The sequence below is a fragment of the Vibrio sp. OPT24 genome, from assembly GCF_015163545.1.
GTDB lineage: Bacteria > Pseudomonadota > Gammaproteobacteria > Enterobacterales > Vibrionaceae > Vibrio > Vibrio cyclitrophicus.
The window spans coordinates 130,255-151,072 of the sequence record NZ_JADDYI010000020.1 but is presented as its reverse complement, the minus strand read 5'-3'; the positions used below and the strand labels follow the sequence as shown (position 1 = coordinate 151,072).

At 43.9% G+C, this 20,818-nt stretch carries 20 protein-coding genes; 17 read left to right on the top strand and 3 right to left on the bottom strand.

Translation table 11 applies throughout. The annotated features are described in order from the left end of the window. The first annotated feature begins 352 nt into the window (after nucleotides 1–352). Nucleotides 353–667, top strand: a complete 315-nt coding sequence (locus IQO02_RS06405) for a DUF3622 domain-containing protein (protein ID WP_010436335.1) — start codon at nucleotides 353–355, stop codon at nucleotides 665–667. 173 nt (nucleotides 668–840) lie between these two features. Here IQO02_RS06405 and IQO02_RS06400 read toward each other — a convergent pair whose 3' ends face one another. Continuing rightward, a complete protein-coding gene (locus IQO02_RS06400; protein ID WP_010436338.1) occupies nucleotides 841–1,887 on the bottom strand; it encodes a succinylglutamate desuccinylase/aspartoacylase family protein in 1,047 nt (348 codons plus the stop codon). Between the two features lie 270 nt (nucleotides 1,888–2,157). Here IQO02_RS06400 and IQO02_RS06395 point away from each other — a divergent pair, with 270 nt between their 5' ends. Next, nucleotides 2,158–2,697: a DUF3332 domain-containing protein gene (locus tag IQO02_RS06395; protein ID WP_016790434.1), complete on the top strand. Its 540-nt coding sequence runs from the start codon at nucleotides 2,158–2,160 to the stop codon at nucleotides 2,695–2,697. A 136-nt stretch (nucleotides 2,698–2,833) separates the two neighbouring features. Here IQO02_RS06395 and IQO02_RS06390 read toward each other — a convergent pair whose 3' ends face one another. Next, the gene (locus IQO02_RS06390) at nucleotides 2,834–4,306 is read right to left on the bottom strand and encodes an aminoacyl-histidine dipeptidase (protein ID WP_010436343.1); all 1,473 of its coding nucleotides are present in this window, start codon (nucleotides 4,304–4,306) and stop codon (nucleotides 2,834–2,836) included. A gap of 1,077 nt (nucleotides 4,307–5,383) precedes the next feature. On the opposite strand from IQO02_RS06390, the gene IQO02_RS06385 reads away from it, so the two are divergent. The 15 genes from IQO02_RS06385 (at nucleotide 5,384) to IQO02_RS06315 (ending at nucleotide 18,787) form a co-directional block, all read left to right on the top strand. After that, nucleotides 5,384–6,673 carry an NCS2 family permease gene (locus tag IQO02_RS06385; RefSeq protein WP_010436344.1) on the top strand — a complete coding sequence of 430 codons (1,290 nt, stop codon included), beginning with the start codon at nucleotides 5,384–5,386 and terminating at the stop codon, nucleotides 6,671–6,673. Between the two features lie 84 nt (nucleotides 6,674–6,757). Continuing rightward, nucleotides 6,758–7,222 (top strand): oxytetracycline resistance phosphoribosyltransferase domain-containing protein Tet(34), encoded by a 465-nt coding sequence (tet(34), locus tag IQO02_RS06380; protein WP_010436346.1) that lies wholly within the window; start codon nucleotides 6,758–6,760, stop codon nucleotides 7,220–7,222. Nucleotides 7,223–7,311: 89 nt separating this feature from the next. Further along, nucleotides 7,312–8,565: an esterase FrsA gene (gene frsA, locus IQO02_RS06375; protein ID WP_016790435.1), complete on the top strand. Its 1,254-nt coding sequence runs from the start codon at nucleotides 7,312–7,314 to the stop codon at nucleotides 8,563–8,565. Between the two features lie 144 nt (nucleotides 8,566–8,709). After that, nucleotides 8,710–9,099 carry a sigma factor-binding protein Crl gene (gene crl, locus IQO02_RS06370; protein ID WP_010436351.1) on the top strand — a complete coding sequence of 130 codons (390 nt, stop codon included), beginning with the start codon at nucleotides 8,710–8,712 and terminating at the stop codon, nucleotides 9,097–9,099. Nucleotides 9,100–9,175: 76 nt separating this feature from the next. Then, on the top strand, nucleotides 9,176–10,360 hold the full coding sequence (proB, locus tag IQO02_RS06365) for a glutamate 5-kinase (protein WP_171343695.1): 1,185 nt from the start codon (nucleotides 9,176–9,178) through the stop codon (nucleotides 10,358–10,360). A gap of 92 nt (nucleotides 10,361–10,452) precedes the next feature. Then, entirely contained in the window at nucleotides 10,453–11,703 is a 1,251-nt protein-coding gene (locus IQO02_RS06360; RefSeq protein WP_016789374.1) for a glutamate-5-semialdehyde dehydrogenase, read from the top strand. Between the two features lie 156 nt (nucleotides 11,704–11,859). After that, nucleotides 11,860–12,309, top strand: coding sequence for a transcriptional regulator NrdR (gene nrdR, locus IQO02_RS06355; protein ID WP_004734394.1), 450 nt, complete (start codon nucleotides 11,860–11,862; stop codon nucleotides 12,307–12,309). Nucleotides 12,310–12,349: 40 nt separating this feature from the next. Beyond that, nucleotides 12,350–13,429, top strand: coding sequence for a bifunctional diaminohydroxyphosphoribosylaminopyrimidine deaminase/5-amino-6-(5-phosphoribosylamino)uracil reductase RibD (gene ribD, locus IQO02_RS06350; protein WP_016787767.1), 1,080 nt, complete (start codon nucleotides 12,350–12,352; stop codon nucleotides 13,427–13,429). A gap of 69 nt (nucleotides 13,430–13,498) precedes the next feature. After that, the gene (locus IQO02_RS06345; protein ID WP_102282763.1) at nucleotides 13,499–14,155 is read left to right on the top strand and encodes a riboflavin synthase; all 657 of its coding nucleotides are present in this window, start codon (nucleotides 13,499–13,501) and stop codon (nucleotides 14,153–14,155) included. A gap of 108 nt (nucleotides 14,156–14,263) precedes the next feature. Beyond that, nucleotides 14,264–15,373 carry a bifunctional 3,4-dihydroxy-2-butanone-4-phosphate synthase/GTP cyclohydrolase II gene (ribBA, locus tag IQO02_RS06340; protein ID WP_193838515.1) on the top strand — a complete coding sequence of 370 codons (1,110 nt, stop codon included), beginning with the start codon at nucleotides 14,264–14,266 and terminating at the stop codon, nucleotides 15,371–15,373. A gap of 294 nt (nucleotides 15,374–15,667) precedes the next feature. Continuing rightward, nucleotides 15,668–16,138, top strand: a complete 471-nt coding sequence (ribE, locus tag IQO02_RS06335) for a 6,7-dimethyl-8-ribityllumazine synthase (RefSeq protein ID WP_004734398.1) — start codon at nucleotides 15,668–15,670, stop codon at nucleotides 16,136–16,138. Then, entirely contained in the window at nucleotides 16,138–16,605 is a 468-nt protein-coding gene (gene nusB, locus IQO02_RS06330; RefSeq protein ID WP_004734399.1) for a transcription antitermination factor NusB, read from the top strand. The genes ribE and nusB overlap by 1 nt, the downstream gene beginning before the upstream one ends. Before the next feature lie 291 nt (nucleotides 16,606–16,896). Beyond that, nucleotides 16,897–17,871, top strand: a complete 975-nt coding sequence (thiL, locus tag IQO02_RS06325) for a thiamine-phosphate kinase (protein ID WP_010436366.1) — start codon at nucleotides 16,897–16,899, stop codon at nucleotides 17,869–17,871. Further along, nucleotides 17,871–18,377: a phosphatidylglycerophosphatase A gene (gene pgpA / locus IQO02_RS06320; protein WP_016789375.1), complete on the top strand. Its 507-nt coding sequence runs from the start codon at nucleotides 17,871–17,873 to the stop codon at nucleotides 18,375–18,377. Before thiL ends, pgpA begins: the two co-directional genes overlap by 1 nt. 50 nt (nucleotides 18,378–18,427) lie before the next feature. Then, nucleotides 18,428–18,787, top strand: coding sequence for a putative quinol monooxygenase (locus IQO02_RS06315; protein ID WP_016767605.1), 360 nt, complete (start codon nucleotides 18,428–18,430; stop codon nucleotides 18,785–18,787). A 146-nt stretch (nucleotides 18,788–18,933) separates the two neighbouring features. Here IQO02_RS06315 and dxs read toward each other — a convergent pair whose 3' ends face one another. After that, the gene (gene dxs, locus IQO02_RS06310; RefSeq protein ID WP_016767604.1) at nucleotides 18,934–20,817 is read right to left on the bottom strand and encodes a 1-deoxy-D-xylulose-5-phosphate synthase; all 1,884 of its coding nucleotides are present in this window, start codon (nucleotides 20,815–20,817) and stop codon (nucleotides 18,934–18,936) included. Nucleotide 20,818 lies beyond the last annotated feature (1 nt).

Sequence of the window (20,818 nt, the reverse complement as noted above, 5' to 3'; positions counted from 1 at the left end):
AACCCCTTCGCTATTGTAATTATGGGCGGAGTAGGTGAGATGTTTCGATGGTGAGATCCGAGTCTATAGGCTATCTCTTTCATTTATCTCTATTTGAGCATAGTTCATTTGCTCGTTATCGAGAAAGTGCCCCGTAAATTGGAAGCTATTTTGGAGTTATGAACGAATTGAAATGACTCGCAAACGATTTACCGCACTAGAGTGTGATCCGCTGCAAATATTTGCAGCAATATGTGTTGATTTGTGCTCTAATACCGCGCTTACCAAGGGATGGTGTTAAAAGATACCCACTTAGATGGAGTTATCAAAGTTGACCGATCCCGTAATGATCTCCCTTAGGAAAAAATAGAACATGTCTAAGAACAAAAAATTTGATATCCGCCTTACAGAAAAACGCAACGGTTGGTGTGCAGAGATTACTCGTCAAGTAACATCTCGCAGTACTACAGTATCTAAGCGTGAGTCTGGTTTCGAAACTGAAGCTCTAGCACAAGAGTGGGCAGAGAAAGAACTAGCATCTTTCATCGCAAACCAAGCAGAACGTAACGAGCGTAAATCAGAGCAGCGTAAAGAGCGTGACGAACTACGTCACACTAAAGAGCTTAAAGCTGAGCAAGCTCGTGAAGCACGCGCTAAAGCTCGTGCAGAAGAGGAAGACGCTGAGTAATTCGGTGCACGATTAACTTATAGGTCCCTTAATTTTAAGATAAGGGACTTATAAAAAAAGCCCCAATATAGGTGACTATATTGGGGCTTTTTCGTTTGTGGAGTTCGTTTCTATTTTGCCTAAGAGCGACGGTTTTTATTTATCGTTTTTAACGTCGCTCTATCAAGCTTTAATCAGTTGTTCAGTGTGGTTAGCCAATCGTCTTCTGCTACTTCTTCAATGTAGCTTTCTACTGATTGGCCTACTTCTTCATCGTCTTGTTTGAAGTAAGCAATGTGGAATACTGCATCACCTTCGTTGACAAGAGGCAGCGTTTGCTGGCCAATCACAATACCACCTTTGGTTGTGATCACTTGGCCTTCTTCGTGGCCCAAAGGAGAGCTGATGTAAGCTAGAGTTTGCCCAGCCTCAACTTGTTCACCAAGTCTTACCATATTACGCAAGATGCCGTCTGATTCAGCGCGGATCCAGCTGGTGGATTTGCTCAATACTGGCTCTGGCAACTTCTTACGGTTAGGGCGCAACATGCCTATTTCTTTCATCACTTGATGAACGCCTAGATAGCCTGCACGAATCGCTAAAGGATCAAAACGCAGCGCTTCACCACCTTCATAAGTCAGTACCGGGATGCCCAGTTTTTCAGCTTCGCTACGCAGTGAACCATCACGCAAAGGTGAATCAATGATTACTGGCGTTGCGAACGCTTTCGCAATTCGTAATGTTTCTGGATTTGATAGGTTTGCACGAATCTGTGGCAGGTTAGTACGGTGAATAGCACCTGTATGTAGATCCAAAATGTAATCACAGTGCTTCGCTACGTTTTCGAAGAAGGTGTAAGCGATGCGTGATGTCAATGAGCCTTTCTCACTACCTGGGAAGCAACGGTTTAGGTCGCGACGGTCTGGTAAGTAACGAGATTTATGAATGAAGCCAAATACGTTTACGATCGGCACAACAATTAATGTACCTTTCAGTTTATTAGGTTCTATTGCGTTAGTTAACTGTCGTGCAATCTCAACACCGTTTAGCTCATCACCGTGAATAGCAGCGTTTACCATTAGTGTTGGGCCAGCTTGGCGACCGTGGATGATCTCAATCGGGATCGAAAGTGGAGAGTGCGTGTAAAGCTGAGCTGCCTGTAGTTCAATCTCTTTTCGTTGTCCTGGCTGAACAGTATAACCAAGTAATTCGAATGGTTGATTAGGTTTTAGTCTTGCCATTTAGGTTGTTCTCAACATAGTGATAATTCGTTAACACGGAATGTAGCAATCGTTGATTTTTAGTACGAATCAATCGCTTTACTGTGACGACAAAACTTTTTTATGGAGGGGGTTGGTTATTGGTTTCAATTTTTAATTTGCGATAATTTTGGGTGTTTCAATTTGTGATTTTTCTGACAATTTATTGATTTTAATCTGATAATTCAGAATGTGATGGCTGCTATTATCCATCGCCATTTTTGGTGGCCAAATTCAAATATCGAGATAAAAATGAAGAAAACAATTTCAAAAGTCGTAGCTCTGGCGGTGGTATCAGTTGCTTTATCTGGCTGCGTTGGTAGCAACGCAGTGACGGGGTACTTAATGAAATTCAACCTTAAAGCTGTTGATAACCGTTATGCTCGTGGTGGTTTAAACTTATTGTTAGCACCAGCTTACGGTCTAACTATTGCTGCCGATTACTTAGTGTTCAACTCGCTAGAGTTCTGGACGGGTAGTAACCCTCTAACTGGTACCCCGCATATCTTTGATACTAAGATGGATACTTACCTTGATATTAACCATCAACTGGATCCGTCTCTAACGGAAGCGCCGGTAGGTCCTATCACAAGTGCTGATATGATCGAAAAAGGTCAAATGCAGCAGATCGATGAAAACACTATCCAAATGGATATTACATACCAATCTGGTGAGCGTGCTACATTAATCGGTGTTCGCGATGGCGAGATGGTGACGTACTTCATCGATGGTGAAGTTGTGGCACAAACTTCAATTGATGAGCTAGAGAGCTACGCGGCTACACGCGTTTAATTGCTTGTTTAGTCACAAATAGTCGATTACAAAGATTAGATACAGAAACAGGTACTCATTGAGTACCTGTTTTATTTTGTTTTGAATAAACGGTGCTTACTGTAAGCAGCATCTATTGAGTATATATATTATCGAATTATGCTTTTTCTGGGATTGCTTCAAGCAGTGCAACCATTTGGTTCCAGAATAGCTCAACTGTGTCGATCTTCACTTTCTCATCAGGAGAGTGTGGGAACTTGATTGTTGGGCCGAAAGAAACCATATCCATATTCGGGTAAGGTTCTTTGAATAGACCACACTCAAGACCTGCATGGATAACCATGATGTTTGGCTTGTGACCGTAGATACCTTCGTACATGTCGCGGAAGATATGCATAATTTCTGAATCTGCGTCTGGTTTCCAACCTGGGTAAGCACCAGAGAACGAGATGTTAGCGCCTGCTAGCTCAGCAACAGAGTGCAGCATGCTTTCTACTTGGCTACGACCTGAATCGATCAAAGAACGGATCAGGCAAAGCACTGTGATTGAGTTCTCTTCTGTTGTGATAACACCTACGTTTAGAGACGTTTCAACAACACCTTCAATCTCGTCACTCATACGAATCACGCCGTTTGGACATGCGTTAAGTGCCGCGATAAAGCGAGCTTGTTCTGCTTGAGTAAGAGTACCCATTTCAACGGTTACTTCTTCGTTGAATGTTACGATGCTGTCTTCGATTTTACCCAGCTCAGTAGATAGAAGCTCAGTGTAGTAGTTGTATAGCGAAGCCAGTTTCTCTTGGTTTTCAGCCGGTACTGCAACCGTTACGAAGCCTTCACGAGGGATAGCGTTACGAAGGCTACCACCTTTGAACTCTATGATACGAAGGTCTAGCTCTTTTGCGTGACCCGCTAGGAAACGAGCAAGTAATTTGTTTGCGTTTGCACGACCCGTGTGAATATCACAACCAGAGTGACCGCCTTTAAGGCCTTTTAGCGTTAGCTTACGTGTAACGAAATTATCAGGGACTGCATCACGAGTGATGTCGAAAGTCATTGCACCGTCGATACCGCCAGCACAACCCATGTACACTTCGCCTTCTTGCTCTGAATCGGTATTAAGAAGGATATCGCCTTCTAACCAACCCGCTTCAAGACCGAAAGCACCAGTCATACCCGCTTCTTCATCTACGGTTAGTAGAACTTCGATAGGGCCGTGTTGGATTTCGTTTGAAGCAAGAACGGCCAAACAAGAAGCCATGCCCATACCATTGTCGGCACCAAGTGTTGTGCCTTTTGCAGTAACCCATTCACCATCAATGTACGGTTGGATTGGATCTTTAGCGAAGTCATGAACTGTGTCTTCGTTCTTTTGTGGAACCATATCGATGTGAGCTTGTAGCACGACACCTTTCTTGTTTTCCATGCCCTGTGTCGCTGGCTTCTTGATGAATACGTTGCCCGTTGGATCGCGACGCACATCTAGGCCTTGCTCTGTTGCCCAAGCAATAATGTATTGAGCAAGCTCTTCTTCGTGCTTTGAAGGGTGTGGGATTGAACAAATCTTATCGAAAAACTGCCAAATAGGGGCAGGGGACAATTTACTGATCTCAGAATGGAATTCAGACACGGATGACTCCTTTTTTATTTGATAACCATATATTTAGGATTTGGATGGATGGAAAGTTAGAACAAAAATCTAAAATATGGGTCTGTTTTGATGGCAACAGCATACCACTTGCGCGTTTTGACGAGTAGCGCTTCTAAGCCCCAGACTCCTCAAATTTTGAAAGCTAGATTGTTCATTTGATCATTAGTAAGTGTCTTGATGCTTATAATTAATTCAGGCAAACGTTTATTTAGTTCTGTTATGTAATTTAGTTACGAGATTTAGTTTGTAAAATAACCATAAACAGCTAAAAGTGTGATGTGGAGCAGGAAAAGCTTGTAATCTTTTTTCTTTGAGGTATATTAATAACCAACTTCTTAAGTGAAGAGTAAATGCTCAAAGGATGAGTCCGTTTTATCGCCTCCAGGGAACCGAGAAATCAAATTCGTTTTTATTGATTTATTAAGGTGATAGTTATGAAAGGTTTACCATCTGCAATGTTCTGGCTTAACAGCTCTGTTTACACTAGCAACTTTGCATACCCAACAAGCTTTGGTTACTAATACCAGCTGCTTGTAACTTGAACAGTTTGTTCACCCCTATATATTGGAATTCTTTTACAACCCTTTGGTTGACTGATTCTACCGCCACTCATTTTTGAGTGGCGTTTTTTTTGCCTGCTACTTTATCGCCTATCTTGTTCCCAACCACTTTCATTCATTCATTATTTCTCTGTCATTCGTTGCGGTTATTTTTTAAACGCCAAACGATCAATTCACGCCTTATTACGAATCCTGTTGAAAAATACACAACTCTTGTGGGTTTCATTTGAGAATTTGATGGCTAGATTCTCAATGAAAATAATCGATGGTCGAAAAAGTAATCAAGTATAATTGTTGTTTTTTTTGTTTTAAATCTTTGTTTTTAATGATTATTTAATTATTCAGTTTATTTTTTTAATCACTTTGTTTCATACGTCATTCTGATAAATATTAATTAGAGCCTTAATTCTATCTGGAATTTGTTATTTGATAACTTTATAATCCACAGCCAATCGATTACGCAACCGTTTACTTTTTACCCTTATAGGATTCGATAATGTTCGAAAAGCTATTCAAACTCAGTGAAAATGGCACCAATGTGCGCACTGAAATCATCGCAGGTCTAACAACCTTCCTAACAATGGCTTACATCATTTTTGTAAACCCAATGATTCTAGCTGACGCTGGGATGGACCATGGCGCTGTATTTGTAGCAACCTGTTTAGCGGCTGCTATTGGCTGTTTCATTATGGGCTTTGTTGCTAACTACCCAATTGCTCAAGCTCCAGGCATGGGGTTGAACGCATTCTTTACCTACGCTGTTGTAATGGGTATGGGTTATACGTGGCAAGTTGCTCTGGCAGCAGTTTTCGTATCAGGCGTAATCTTCATTTTCTTAAGTATCTTTAAGATTCGTGAATGGATTATTAACTCGATCCCTATGTCTCTGCGTGTTGGTATCTCTGCAGGTATCGGCCTTTTCTTAGCGTTCATTGCACTTAGCAATGCTGGCATCGTGGTTTCTAACCCAGCAACTAAGGTTTCACTGGGCGATATTACCGCGGTTGCTCCTATTCTAGGCGCACTGGGTTTTTTCCTTACTATTGCTCTCGTTCATCGTGGTGTTAAAGGCGCAGTAATGATTGCTATTTTAGCAATCACAGCGATTGGTATCGCAATTGGCGACGTTCAATATGGCGGTATCATGTCTACACCGCCAAGCCTAGCACCTACATTCATGCAGCTTGATTTCTCTGCTGTATTCGAAATCGGTATGATTTCAGTGGTATTTGCATTCTTGTTTGTCGATTTATTCGATACTGCCGGTACTTTGGTTGGTGTTGCAACAAAAGCAAACCTAATTAAAGAAGACGGCAAACTACCACGCTTGAATAAAGCACTACTCGCTGACTCTACAGCAACGTCTATCGGTGCATTATTAGGTACATCAAACACAACCTCTTACGTAGAAAGTGTTGCTGGTGTTGCTGAGGGTGGTCGTACCGGCCTAACAGCAGTTGTTGTTGGTATCTTATTCTTACTGGCTCTTTTCTTCTCGCCGCTTGCAGGCATGATCCCGGCTTACGCAACATCTGGTGCACTGTTTTATGTAGCAATTCTAATGATGTCTGGTCTAGTTGGCATTGATTGGCGTGATCTTACGGAAGCTGCACCAGTCGTGGTAACATGTTTGCTAATGCCGCTGACGTACTCTATTGCTGAGGGTATCTCACTAGGTTTCATCGCTTACGCTGCAATTAAGCTGCTAAGTGGTAAAGGTCGTGATGTTTCACCTGCAGTGTGGGTAATGTCGGCTATCTTTATTCTTAAATATATTTTCGCTTAATCGTCTAGATTTCTGCTTAATCGTTGAAGAGGCTATGTTTCGCATAGCCTCTAATAACATGACAAAATTATTAGGTTTTATACTATGAGCAACAAATTCGTTATCACTTGGGACAACATGCAGACTTACTGCCGCCAACTAGCAGAAAAGCAAATGCCAGCAGAACAGTGGAAAGGCATCTGGGCAGTAAGCCGTGGTGGCTTAGTTCCTGGTGCAATCTTGGCCCGTGAGCTAGGTATTCGTCACGTAGATACGATTTGTATTTCTAGCTACGACCACGATCACCAACGTGATATGACGGTAGTTAAAGCACCTGAGGGTGACGGCGAAGGCTTCCTTATCGTTGAAGACCTTGTTGATAGTGGTGACACTGCACGTAAACTTCGCGAAATGTACCCGAAAGCGAAACTAATCGCAGTTTGTGCAAAACCATCTGGCGCACATTTACTAGATGAGTACATCGTTGATATCGCTCAAGACACTTGGATTGAGCAGCCTTGGGATACTAGCTTAAGCTTCGTTGAGCCAGTAAATCGCAAGTCAAAATAAGCGTAAACTTAGTTTTTTGAGAAATGACCCTTTATAGGGTCATTTTTTTTTATATTATTAGTGACAACCATTTCTTATTAAGTGTCCCTATGTCTGAATCAGAAGAAACGAGCTCGAACCTTTCGGAAACCTTGTTTGTAAAGCATAAGCAGGCTAAAGAAACCTCAATGCTGACGCGCTACATGCCAAGCTCAGAAGAGCTATTGGATGAGAAGCGTAAACAGCAAAATTCATCATGGTATCGAAATTTAAGGCGTCTTCAGTGGGTATGGCAAGGCGTTAACCCAATAGAGCAAGAAGCGGTGTTAGCTCGAATTGCGTCGTCAGATAATTCTCGCACGACGGACGAGTGGTTAGATACCGTCATGGGTTATCGCAGCGGTAACTGGGCATACGAGTGGACTAAGCTTGGTATGCAGCATCAAAATCGCTCTAATGAAAAGAACGGTGAAGAGATGGCTGAAGAGCTGTTTTCAGCATCGTTATGTTTTAGCATAGCGGGTTACCCACATCTCAAGAACGACAATTTGGCAGCTCAGGCTCAAGTGCTGGCGAACGCGGCTTATTCTGAAGCCATCAAGCATACCAAGCTGATCGTTAAGCAACTTGAAGTGCCGTATCAGAATAAGAAAATTAAGGCGAACTTACATCTCACCAAAACAGATAAACCTCAGCCTGTTGTGATTGTGAGCGCTGGACTAGACAGTTTGCAAACCGATATGTGGCGCTTGTTTAGAGATTACCTAGCCCCTAAAAACATTGCTATGTTGACGGTCGATATGCCGTCGATAGGGCACAGTGCGCATTGGCCTTTAACTGAAGACTCGTCTTGCCTTCACCAAGCTGTGCTCAATGAACTGCCTAACATCCCATGGGTCGATCACTACAAGGTCGGCTTGTTTGGCTTCCGTTTTGGTGGCAATGCGATGGTGAGATTATCTTTCCTAGAGCAACATAAGCTCAAAGCGTGTATCTCTTTAGGCGCGCCAATTCACGATATCTTTGTTCATGCAGACAAATTGAAACAGATGCCTAAAATGCATTTAGATGTGTTAGCTTCGCGTCTCGGTAAAGGTGCGGTAGATATCAATAGTCTTTCTGGGCAACTGATGGCTTGGTCACTCAAGGTACAAGGCTTGCTGTCGAACAGTAAAACCAGCGTTCCTATCTTGGCACTAGCCTTAGAAGGAGACCCTGTTTCACCACCAATGGATAATCAACTGGTTGCTATTTACAGTGATTACGGCAAAGCGAAGAAAATCAAAGCTAAATCAATTACACAGGGTTATGAGCAATCCCTCGAATTGGCGATAAAATGGCTTGAGGATGAATTATTTAGATGACATTTCTCCTAAATTAGTTAAGCATGAAAAGTGTACAAACTAAGTACCTGATACTCAGAGGTAATTTATAAAATCCAATTGCGTACTTTCTACGTATTGCAGTCTGAGTAACGTCATTCTTAACATTGAAAATGGAGATTCAATATGTCAGAAGTGACACAACAACCTACGCATTATCGTTTGTTGAATGTTTTAAAGGCGATTGGGCCTTACTTAAGAGAACCACAATCAGAAGAAGGTCATTATATTTTTGATTGTTTATCTGTGTGTGTGAACGATAAAAAATCACCAGAAGAACGTGAGTTTTGGGGTTGGTGGTTAGAGTTGGATAAGTCGGAAGAGGGATATTCGGCGAAATACAACATCGGCAAGTACAACATCGATGGCAATTGGGATTGCTTACCATTGCCGAAGAAGGCGGTAGCTGAAGTGTCTCGCACTCAAGAAGCTTTCCACCAAAAGCTGGTTGACGAACTTCAAAATAAGTTTGAAATCAGCGTTCAATTCGACGAAGAGTCTGTCGAATTCGTCTGATTTTAAAGGTTACTCTTCTCTATAAAGTAAAAAGGTGCGATTTCGCACCTTTTCTGCTTGTGAATTCCCCTGTTGATTGCTAAAACATCACCTCTTATTTGTTTTATCTATAAAAGACTTCATGACAACAAATCATCAAAGCGGGACAACAACACAGAGTAAAACTGTCGTTGTTAAACTGGGTACCAGTGTCTTAACTGGTGGAACATTGGCATTAGATCGTGCTCACATGGTTGAGCTGGTTCGTCAATGTGCTGAATTAAAAAAACAAGGCCATTCTGTGGTTATGGTTTCGTCTGGCGCAATTGCTGCTGGGCGTGAGCACCTTAGTTACCCCGCACTTCCCAACTCGATGGCGAGCAAACAATTGCTTGCGGCAGTTGGGCAAAGCCAGTTGATTCAAGTTTGGGAGTCTTTGTTTGCTATCTATGGCCTTAAAATTGGCCAGATGCTACTGACTCGTGCTGATCTCGATGATCGCGAGCGTTTTCTTAATGCTCGCGACACGATCAACGCACTCGTTGAACACGATATTATTCCGGTGGTTAATGAAAACGATGCAGTAGCAACTAACGAAATTAAAGTGGGCGACAACGATAACTTGTCGGCACTGGTTGGTATTTTATGTGGAGCCGATAAGCTTCTGCTATTAACCGATCAAAAAGGCCTATTTACGGCAGACCCTCGCAAAGATCCGAATGCAGAGCTCATCAAAGAAGTGAAAACTATTGATGACACATTACGCAAGATCGCAGGCGGAAGTGGTACTACGTTAGGTACCGGCGGTATGGCGACTAAACTGCAGGCGGCTGATATTGCTCGTCGTGCCGGTATTGAAGTGATTATTGCGGCGGGTAGTGCTGAAAATGTGGTGTTTGACTCGTTGAGTGACAATCCACAAGGTACTCGTTTTTTGCCTCTAGAAGAAGCGCTTGAAAACCGCAAACGCTGGATTTTAGCTGGCCCTGCATCTGCCGGTGATATTGTGGTTGATGATGGCGCCGTTAATGCTGTGAACACTAAAGGTAGCAGCCTGTTGGCGAAAGGGGTCATTCGAGTTCAAGGCGAGTTTTCTCGTGGTGAAGTTACCCAAGTTACAGACATCAAAGGCAAGGTAGTGGCGCGTGGTATCGCTAGCTACTCGAGCCAAGACTTAGCGAAAATCGCAGGTAAACACAGTAAAGATATTGGTGAGATACTGGGTTATGACTACGGATCAGAAGTTATTCACCGTGATGACATGGTAGTGATTCAAGAGTAGCTCGTGATGATAAGGCGATGCACTGCGAATATACATAATCGTAAAGCGCCTTTTTACATCCAAAGACAGACAGAACTTAGGGAGAGTTAAACGTGGATTTAACTAACATGGGTATCGCAGCAAAAGACGCTGCTTTCCACCTAGCGACCGCTTCAACGGCGCAAAAGAACAAGGCATTGGCGATCATCGCTGATGAGTTAGAAGCAAACGCAGCAACGATTTTAGAAGCGAACGCAAAAGACATCGAACTTGGTCGTGAAGCGGGTTTAACTGACGCATTGCTTGATCGTCTATTGCTGAATGAAGAGCGTCTAACAGGTATCGCTAACGATGTACGTAACGTAATTAGCCTGAATGATCCAGTTGGCAGCGAAATGGACAGTAAGGTACTGGAAAACGGTATGTCACTGTCTCGTCGTCGTGTACCACTTGGCGTGGTTGGTGTTATTTACGAAGCGCGTCCAAACGTAACTATCGATATTGCGGCACTGTGTCTAAAAACAGGTAACGCAAGTATCTTACGTGGTGGTAAAGAGACATTCTTCTCAAACATGGAGCTGGTTAACGTTATCCAGTCTGCATTAGAGAAAGCGGAGCTTCCAGCCGCTTCAGTTCAGTACATCGAAAAACCTGATCGTGAGCTCGTTTCTCAACTGCTTAAACTGGATGATTACGTGGATATGATCATTCCTCGCGGCGGCGCTGGCTTGCACAAGATGTGTAAAGAGAACAGCACGATTCCAGTGATCATCGGTGGTTTCGGTATCAGCCATATTTTTGTTGATGAAAGCGCTGACCTTGAGAAATCCGTTGATGTTGTTGAAAACTCTAAAGTTCAACGCCCATCTGCCTGTAACTCGCTAGATACATTATTAGTGCACGAAGCGGTTGCTGAAGCTTTCTTAGCGCAGCTAACACAGCGTTTAGCCGGCAAGGTTACTTTGGTTGCTGACACTAGTGCAAAATCGCTGCTAGCGGGTTTTGAAGACCAACGTGATGCGGTTGAAGGCGACTTTGACACTGAATGGTTAAGCTATACGTTAGGCGTGAAAGTCGTCGCGGATGTGGCAGAAGCGATTGACCACATGCGCGTCCACAATGCGAGCCACTCAGACGCGATCATGACGAATAGTCTAGAAAGCTCAGAGCGCTTTATTAACTCAGTCGGTTCTGCGGCGGTTTATGTGAATGCATCAACACGTTTTACTGATGGCGCACAGTTTGGTCTGGGTGCTGAAGTAGCAGTGTCTACTCAGAAATTGCATGCTCGTGGCCCAATGGGTTTAGAAGAGCTGACAAGCTACAAATGGGTAGGCAAAGCGAACTATTTAGTTCGCGGTTAACGCTGGTCGTTAATTTTACTCATCAGCTCATTTTTGAAATGACGATCGAGTAGCAATAATCAATGAATCACCACACAAAAGGGCCTTAATTGGCCCTTTTTCTTTCCTAACGTTTGGCAATTCCGTTACACTGATATTCAATTATTTGGAGGTGATATGCATTGTCCTTTTTGTTCAGAGAACGACACTAAAGTAATCGATTCAAGACTGGTAGCCGATGGCCATCAGGTTCGTCGTCGCCGTCAATGCCTTGCATGTAGTGAACGTTTTACTACTTTCGAATCGGCAGAGCTTGTGATGCCTAAAGTCATTAAGTCGAATGGAAACCGCGAACCATTTAATGAAGATAAAATGGTAGGTGGTGTTCAGCGTGCCCTAGAAAAACGCCCAGTGAGTGCTGATGCGATCGAACTTGCGATCAGTACGATTAAGTCACAACTCCGTGCAACTGGTGAGCGTGAAGTACCAAGCGAGATGATTGGTAATCTTGTGATGGGCCAATTGAAAGAATTGGATAAAGTGGCGTACATCCGTTTTGCCTCTGTTTACCGCAGCTTTGAAGACATCCGAGAGTTTGGCGAAGAAATCGCTAAATTAGAGGACTAACCCCTCAGTTATGTCTAATTTTACTCCCCTAGATTTTCAAATGATGTCGCGCGCTATTCAATTAGCGAAACGCGGCATTTACACCACTGCGCCAAACCCAAATGTAGGCTGTGTCATCGTACAAGCCGATGGTCAGATCGTTGGTGAAGGTTTTCATGCCAAAGCGGGCGAACCTCATGCTGAAGTGCACGCTATGCGAATGGCGGGTGATAAGGCAAAAGGTGCAACGGCTTACGTTACGCTAGAACCTTGTTCGCATTATGGTCGAACGCCGCCTTGTGCGGAAGGTTTGATTAAGGCTCAAGTTTCAAAAGTGATTTGCGCCATGCAGGACCCAAACCCTAAAGTTGCGGGCCGTGGTATTAAGATGCTACGTGATGCGGGTATTGAGGTTGAGATAGGCTTGTTAGAGCAAGATGCTCTCGATTTAAATCCTGCATTTATCAAGCGTATGCAAACGGGCATGCCATTCGTACAGTTAAAGATGGCGGCTAGCCTAGATGGCCAAACGGCATTGGAAAATGGTCAAAGCCAGTGGATCACGTCGTCAGAAGCGCGTCGTGACGTTCAGAACTACCGAGCCAAATCAGGCGCGGTGTTATCAACCAGCCAAACGGTGATTGAAGACAACGCGTCGCTGAATGTTCGTTGGGCAGAATTGCCAAGCAGTACCAAAATAAATTACGTTGAAGACGAGCTGCGTCAGCCGATTCGCGTGATCCTTGATCGCCAAAATCAACTGCATCCTGAGCTCAAGTTATTCCAGACTCCAACTTCGGTATTGAGAGTTGCTGAAACCTCTGCTGATATTGAGGTCGGAACAACGGATGCTGGTCAGCTTGATTTACACGATTTGATGCGTCAATTGCCAGCGAACCATATTGATCATATTTGGGTCGAAGCGGGCGCGACATTGGCAAAAAGCTTGATTGAAGCACAGTTAGTGGATGAGCTAATCCTCTATTTAGCGCCTAAACTTATGGGCAGTGACGGACGAGGTTTGATGGGCGCATTAGGGCTCACTTCAATGTCTGATGTGATTGACCTAGAAATTAAAGATGTTCGACAGGTTGGTGTGGATATTCGCATCGTAGCGAAACCCGTATTTCGAAACCGATAGTAACGAAACCATAGTGGAAATAGTTCTACTAACCAAATACATGTCGTTGACAACAAAAAGAGTTTTAAAATGTTTACAGGAATTGTAGAAGCCGTAGGTACATTGAGTGCAATCACTCCCCGCGGAGAAGACATCACCGTAACGGTTAATGTTGGTAAGCTTGATATGGCTGACGTTAAGTTAGGCGACAGTATCGCGACCAATGGTGTTTGTTTGACGGTTGTTGAGTATAACGACCACAGCTACAGTGCAGATCTTTCGCTTGAGACCCTGAAAAAAACGGGTTTTGTGGATTACCAAGCTGGCGATAAGGTCAACCTAGAGAAAGCTATGCTACCGACCACGCGTTTCGGTGGTCATATTGTATCGGGTCACGTTGATGGCGTGGGTGAGATTGTTGAGCGTAACCAAGTCGGTCGTGCGATTGAGTTCTGGGTAGAAATGCCTGCAGAGATCTCAAAGTACGTAGCTCAAAAAGGTTCAGTCACTGTTGATGGTATTAGCCTAACGGTGAACGATTTACGCAAAAATGCCTTTAAGCTGACTATCGTTCCTCACACCTCTTCAGAAACGACCATCGATCAATTCAATGTCGGCCGTAAAGTCAATCTAGAAGTTGATGTATTAGCGCGCTACATGGAGCGCCTACTGCAAGGCCAACAGCAAGAGTCTGAGCCTGAATTTCGATTGACGATGGAATTCTTACAGCAGAATGGTTTTGCCTAAAAGTTTGTACAAAGCGCGCTAACCCCCGCTTTGTAGAGCAGAGCAATATCATCAGGTTTAAATAGTGTCGGTTCTAGGAAGCAGAACCATTTCAAAGGATATAGAACAATGCCAATTAGTACTCCTCAAGAAATTATTGAAGACATTCGCCTAGGAAAAATGGTTATCCTGATGGATGATGAAGATCGCGAAAATGAAGGCGATCTAATCATGGCAGCAGAACATGTGACGCCTGAAGCGATTAACTTCATGGCGATGTACGGCCGTGGCTTAATTTGTCTAACGTTGACCAAAGATCGTTCAAACCGTATGGGTCTAGCGCCTATGGTTCAAGATAATAATGCTCAATACACAACCAACTTTACGGTTTCGATTGAAGCTGCTGAGGGTGTAACTACGGGGATTTCTGCATCAGATCGCGCCGTTACCGTTCAAGCGGCTGTGGCAAAAGATGCGAAAGCCGCTGACCTTGTTCAACCCGGGCATATCTTCCCACTGACAGCTCAAGAAGGTGGTGTATTAACTCGCGCTGGCCATACTGAAGCGGGTTGTGATCTAGCTCGCCTAGCGGGTTGTGAGCCAGCTTCGGTTATTGTTGAGATCCTAAATGACGATGGCACCATGGCACGTCGTCCTGACCTTGAAGTGTTTGCTGAAAAGCATGGTATCAAGTTGGGTACGATTGCTGACTTGATTGAATACCGTAACAACACGGAAACGACGATTGAACGTGTAGCACAATGCAATTTGCCAACAGAGTTTGGTGACTTTGAGCTTGTGACTTACCGTGACACGATTGATAACCAGATCCACTACGCAATGCAAAAGGGCGACTTGTCTGTAGGCGCTCCACTAGTACGAGTTCACCTGCATGACACGTTTACCGATCTACTTCATTCAGACCGTGGAACGGAACGTAGCTGGTCGCTAGATAAAGCAATGAAGCGCATTGGCGACGAAGGCGGTGTGTTAGTTATTCTGGGCAACGAAGAGTCGTCTGACTCTTTGATTCACAAAGTGAAGACATTTGAAGCGCAAGATAAGAACGAACAACCAACCATGGCCAAGAAGCAAGGTACTTCTCGTCGTGTTGGTGTGGGTTCTCAGATCCTTCAAGACCTAGGCGTTCACGATATGCGTCTGCTTTCTTCAAGCACTAAGCGTTACCACGCATTGGGTGGTTTTGGTCTTAACGTTGTTGAGTACGTTTGCGAATAAATCATGTGCCGGTGAACACATGTTTCTCCGTTTTAGCGGCATAATTTACCGATGATTTCAGTTGCTCTTTTGGCTGTTGAACATGCCAAAAGAGCAAAGTAGAGAAGCTTGATTTACTCTGTGATCTGCGAGTGAGCTTTTCTTCTTGCTGTTCCCATATGGTTGGGAGCGACGCTGCACTATCATCTTTACATCTCCGGTGTCTGCTCTGCTAAATTAGCATTAGATATTGCTCACAGTTTTGTGCTAGAATCCGGCGATTCTCACTTGATGAAAATAGTTAAAGGAAGGCTTATGAAAGTGATCGAGGGTGGCTTCCCAGCGCCAAATGCAAAAATTGCTATCGTTATTGCTCGTTTCAACAGTTTTATTAACGAAAGTTTACTTTCTGGTGCAATCGATACTTTAAAGCGTCATGGACAAGTAAGCGAAGACAACATTACTGTTGTTCGCTGCCCAGGTGCAGTAGAACTTCCACTTGTAGCGCAGCGCGTTGCAAAAACGGGTAAGTTCGATGCGATTGTATCTCTTGGTACAGTAATCCGTGGCGGTACACCTCACTTTGACTATGTTTGTAGTGAATGTAATAAAGGTTTGGCACAAGTGTCTCTGGAATTTTCTCTTCCAGTAGCGTTTGGTGTTCTTACTGTTGATACGATCGATCAAGCTATTGAACGCGCAGGAACCAAGGCTGGTAATAAGGGTGCAGAAGCAGCACTTAGCGCACTTGAGATGATCAACGTTCTTTCTGAAATCGATTCCTAATGGGGGCCAGTGTGAAACCAGCCGCACGTCGTAACGCACGTCAATTTGCTCTACAAGCAATTTATTCTTGGCAAATTACTAAAGAAAATATTGCTACCGTTGAAGAACAGTTCTTATCTGGTGGTAAGTATGATGAAGAAGAGCATCATGCCGCAGAACCTGCTCTAGCTATGCCAGAAACAGACGTTGCATACTTCCGCGACCTACTAACTGGTGTTGCTCTTAGCCACATGGAACTTGATAGCAAGCTGCGTCCATTCGTATCTCGTCCTATGCAAGATCTGGATTTGATGGAACTAGCGCTTCTACGTTTAGCTATGTACGAGATGACTCGTCGCGAAGATGTACCATACAAAGTGGTTATCAACGAAGCTATCGAGCTTGCGAAAGTATTCGCAGCAGAAGACAGCCATAAGTTTGTTAACGGTGTGCTTGATAAAGCAGCGCCGCACGTTCGTAAGAAATAACACGTGCGTATATTGAATATAAAGGTCAGCTCTCATGCTGGCCTTTTTTGTAACTAAACTTCTGTAATATCAATAATACCAATCGTAGTAAATAACTGGTCACCCTAGCTTGCTAAAACGCTCGATAACTGCGTTACAATTTTTAATTGTAGAATAACTACTTATCGAAACTTCTTGTCGAAAAGAGCTGCCTTGTTCTCAAGCCTTTTCCCTACGCTAATTTTGAACACTTACTTACGGTGATTGGTATAATTACGGTGATTTGTATTAAGACCAAAGATAGGGCATGTGATGTCTGGCGAGTTTAACCTGATTGAAAAATATTTTGTAAATCGACAACCACAACGTAAAGACGTACATCTGGCAGCGGGCGATGACTGTGCTTTGGTCAAAGCGCCAAGCAATGTAGAGATCGCAATCAGCACCGACACTTTAGTTGCAGGTACGCACTTTTTAGCCGAAGCGAATCCTGCATGGGTGGCGCATAAAGCGTTAGCTTCGAACATTAGCGACCTTGCCGCTATGGGTGCGACGCCTGCTTGGGTTTCATTTGCTTTAACTATGCCAGAAGTCGATGAAGAATGGCTTGCCCCATTTTGTGATTCCTTTTTCAAACTTGCAGACTACTTTGGTATTCAGCTAATCGGCGGTGATACAACCAAAGGGCCGCTAAGTTTGACGTTGACTGTACAAGGCTTTGTGCCAGAAGGTCGAGCGTTGCGCAGAGATAACGCTAAAGTGGGCGACTGGATTTACGTGACGGGTAATCTAGGGGACAGCAAAGCTGGGTTAGACGTGTTACTGAACCCCGAAAAGAACAAAGTGAAGCCTTATGCGCTAGAGCTTGAAGAGAGGCACTACCTGAGCACTCCGCGAATATTGGCGGGTCAAGCTCTAGTTAACCTTGCTTCATCGGCTATCGATATCTCTGATGGTGTTATTGCTGATTTAAAACATATCCTCAAACGTTCTCAGGTTGGTGCGAGTATTGATGTAAGCACGCTGCCCCTCTCTCCAGAGTTACGTCAGTTCGCTTGTGATATTACTTCAGCTCAGCAGTATGCGCTGACCAGTGGTGAAGAGTACGAACTTTGCTTTACTGTGCCTGAAGAAAATAAAGGTTCATTGGAAAGTGCTTTGTCGCACACAGGAACAAAAGTCACCTGCATTGGCCAGATAAGACCTGTAGAATATTTTGAACTACACAATAATGGTGAACCACTAAGTTGGAACTTAACTGGTTACGATCACTTTAAGGCTAATTGATGACAAACCCACTTTCTCTTATTTCTCTTAAAAACCCTTGGCATTTATTGGCAACCGGTTTTGGTAGTGGCTTATCGCCGATTATTCCTGGAACTATGGGTACGCTTGCGTCGATTCCGTTGTACCTATTATTGGTTCAGCTCCCTTTTCCTGCTTATGTTGCGGTAGTGGTTGTAAGCTGCATTATTGGTATCAAAATTTGCCAAGTGACATCTGATGATATGAGAGTGCACGATCACGGCTCTATCGTGTGGGATGAATTCGCAGGTTTTTGGATCACCATGGGCTTAGTGCCTTTATTGAATATCCCTACAGATGATTGGAAATGGCTGTTCACTGGTTTTGTCTTGTTTCGTTTTTTCGATATGGTGAAACCTTGGCCAATTGGTTGGTTAGATCAGCGAGTACATGGCGGCTTAGGTATCATGATTGATGATATTGTTGCGGGCATTATGGCGGCTGTTGCCTTGTATGCTGTGGCTCATTTTGCTGGCTGGCTCGTTTAAGAATTAATATTCAAAGCACTAACAATAATAGATAAAAACAAGGAATAACAATGTCTAAGAAGGTTTACTGTGTTGCTCAATTCCAGCCTAAAAAAGGCAAATTGAACGAGTTGTTTGAAGTTCTGAAATCACTAGAGCCAAACACAATGCGTGAAGACGGTTGTATTCAATATACAGTGACTCGTCACATCAACAGCCCATTTGCAGAAGGTGAAAGTTTCCCTATTGCATTCAATGAGATCTGGGCTGATAACGAAGCATTCGAAGCACACTGTCAACGTCGTGAAATTCAACAGTTCTTCCAAGAGCAGTGTGTTGAAGAAACCGGCTTGGTTGAGAACTTCAACGTTGCTATCTACTCTGATGAACCAGAGAACTATGACGCACCGGTGCTTAAGCCATGTTGCTAAGCTGGTTTAATAGCCAATAGCCAATAGCCAATAGCTAATAACTAACAACTAAACAGTGAATAGTTAATGAGTTAGCAGATACAAAAAAGGTTGGCCTTAGGGCCAACCTTTTTTGTTTTGTTACTTATGCTGCTTGCTAATGAAAGCTATTTAGCAAGGTAGTCAGAGATAGACTTCTCTATACCTTTGGCATCTAAGCCAAGCTCTTCGTGCAGTTCACCTTGAGTGCCTTGAGCAATAAACTTGTCTGGTAAGCCAAGGTTTAATACTGGCATCAGTAGCTTCTCTTGCATCAAGAATTCAATCACCCCCGCGCCTGCACCACCTGCAATCGCGTTTTCTTCGATTGTCACAAGTACATCGTGGTCAGCAGCAAGTTGTTTGATTAGTGTTTCATCGAGTGGCTTCACAAAGCGCATGTCTGTAACCGTCGCATCGATAGCGTCAGCCGTTTGAAGCGCACTCTCCAGGAAAGTACCGAAGCTTAGGATTGCGACTTTCGAGCCATCTTTTGCTTTTTCGCTTTCGCGAACGATACGACCTTTACCAATCTCAAGAGCGGTAAACTCACTTTGAATCTCAGTACCCATACCATTACCGCGAGGGTAACGAACGGCACTTGGCCCTGTGTGCTGATGACCAGTGTAAAGCATTTGGCGACATTCGTTTTCGTCGCTTGGTGCCATGATCACCATGTTTGGAATGCAGCGCATAAAGCTTAGATCGAACGCACCTTGGTGTGTTTGACCATCGGCACCGACAAGACCCGCACGGTCAATAGCAAACATAACCGGTAGATCCATGATAGCCACATCGTGGATCAGTTGATCGTAGCCACGTTGTAGGAAAGTCGAGTAGATAGCGACAATCGGCTTATCACCTGCAATCGCCATACCGGTTGCTAGCGTCACAGCATGCTGCTCAGCAATCGCTACATCAAAGTACTGCTCTGGGTATTCTTTAGAGAAACGAACCATACCAGAACCTTCACGCATTGCTGGTGTGATCGCCATTAGCTTAGGGTCTTGAGCAGCCATATCACACAAGAAATCGCCAAAAATCTTAGAGAAAGTTGGTTTAGAGCTGGTGCTCTTCGGCAGACTTGAATGTGCAGGGTCGAATTTAGGTACGCCGTGATAACCAATTGGATCTTTCTCAGCTGGCTCGTAGCCTTTGCCTTTCTTCGTCATGATATGTAAGAACTGAGGACCTTTAAGATCTCGCATGTTCTTGAGCGTTTTAATCAACTCATTCACATCGTGACCATCGATTGGACCAATGTAGTTGAAACCTAACTCTTCAAACATAGTGCCAGGGACAACCATACCTTTTAGATGTTCTTCTGTACGACGGACCAACTCTTTTATCGGCGGAACGCCTGATAGCACTTTCTTGCCACCCTCACGAATTGACGTGTAAAGACTGCCAGAAAGAACTTGAGCTAGGTGGTTGTTTAGAGCTCCTACATTTTCAGAGATCGACATCTCGTTATCATTAAGGATAACCAACATGTCATTGTGAATATCACCCGCATGGTTCATGGCTTCGAAAGCCATACCTGCGGTAATCGCGCCATCACCAATGACACTGACAACTTTACGATCCTTACCTTCCTTCTTAGCACTGATCGCCATACCAAGTGCGGCACTGATCGATGTTGAAGAGTGACCAACAGAAAGGGTGTCGTATTCGCTCTCTTGTCGCCATGGGAATGGGTGCAATCCATCTTTTTGACGAATAGTCGACAAGCGGTCGCGACGACCAGTAAGAATTTTGTGCGGGTATGCTTGGTGGCCAACATCCCAAACCAATTGGTCAAAAGGAGTGTTATACACATAGTGCAGAGCCACTGTTAGCTCTACTGTACCTAAGCCTGACGCTAAGTGGCCACTTGACTGGCTCACTGAGTTAAGAAGATAGGTGCGTAATTCATCACAAAGCTGTGTTAGCGTCTCTTTCGGAAGTAGACGCAAATCCTCTGGCTTATCAGCCAAAGCAAGAGTTGGGTACTTTGATATATCAAGAGTCATA

Excerpts from the sequence above, each read along its gene's own strand:
- IQO02_RS06405 (WP_010436335.1), top strand. The coding sequence starts at position 353 with ATGTCTAAGAACAAAAAATTTGATATCCGCCTTACAGAAAAACGCAAC.
- IQO02_RS06400 (WP_010436338.1), bottom strand. The coding sequence starts at position 1,887 with ATGGCAAGACTAAAACCTAATCAACCATTCGAATTACTTGGTTATACT.
- IQO02_RS06395 (WP_016790434.1), top strand. The coding sequence starts at position 2,158 with ATGAAGAAAACAATTTCAAAAGTCGTAGCTCTGGCGGTGGTATCAGTT.
- IQO02_RS06385 (WP_010436344.1), top strand. The coding sequence starts at position 5,384 with ATGTTCGAAAAGCTATTCAAACTCAGTGAAAATGGCACCAATGTGCGC.
- frsA (WP_016790435.1), top strand. The coding sequence starts at position 7,312 with ATGTCTGAATCAGAAGAAACGAGCTCGAACCTTTCGGAAACCTTGTTT.
- crl (WP_010436351.1), top strand. The coding sequence starts at position 8,710 with ATGTCAGAAGTGACACAACAACCTACGCATTATCGTTTGTTGAATGTT.
- nrdR (WP_004734394.1), top strand. The coding sequence starts at position 11,860 with ATGCATTGTCCTTTTTGTTCAGAGAACGACACTAAAGTAATCGATTCA.
- ribD (WP_016787767.1), top strand. The coding sequence starts at position 12,350 with ATGATGTCGCGCGCTATTCAATTAGCGAAACGCGGCATTTACACCACT.
- IQO02_RS06345 (WP_102282763.1), top strand. The coding sequence starts at position 13,499 with ATGTTTACAGGAATTGTAGAAGCCGTAGGTACATTGAGTGCAATCACT.
- ribBA (WP_193838515.1), top strand. The coding sequence starts at position 14,264 with ATGCCAATTAGTACTCCTCAAGAAATTATTGAAGACATTCGCCTAGGA.
- ribE (WP_004734398.1), top strand. The coding sequence starts at position 15,668 with ATGAAAGTGATCGAGGGTGGCTTCCCAGCGCCAAATGCAAAAATTGCT.
- nusB (WP_004734399.1), top strand. The coding sequence starts at position 16,138 with ATGGGGGCCAGTGTGAAACCAGCCGCACGTCGTAACGCACGTCAATTT.
- thiL (WP_010436366.1), top strand. The coding sequence starts at position 16,897 with ATGTCTGGCGAGTTTAACCTGATTGAAAAATATTTTGTAAATCGACAA.
- pgpA (WP_016789375.1), top strand. The coding sequence starts at position 17,871 with ATGACAAACCCACTTTCTCTTATTTCTCTTAAAAACCCTTGGCATTTA.
- IQO02_RS06315 (WP_016767605.1), top strand. The coding sequence starts at position 18,428 with ATGTCTAAGAAGGTTTACTGTGTTGCTCAATTCCAGCCTAAAAAAGGC.
- dxs (WP_016767604.1), bottom strand. The coding sequence starts at position 20,817 with ATGACTCTTGATATATCAAAGTACCCAACTCTTGCTTTGGCTGATAAG.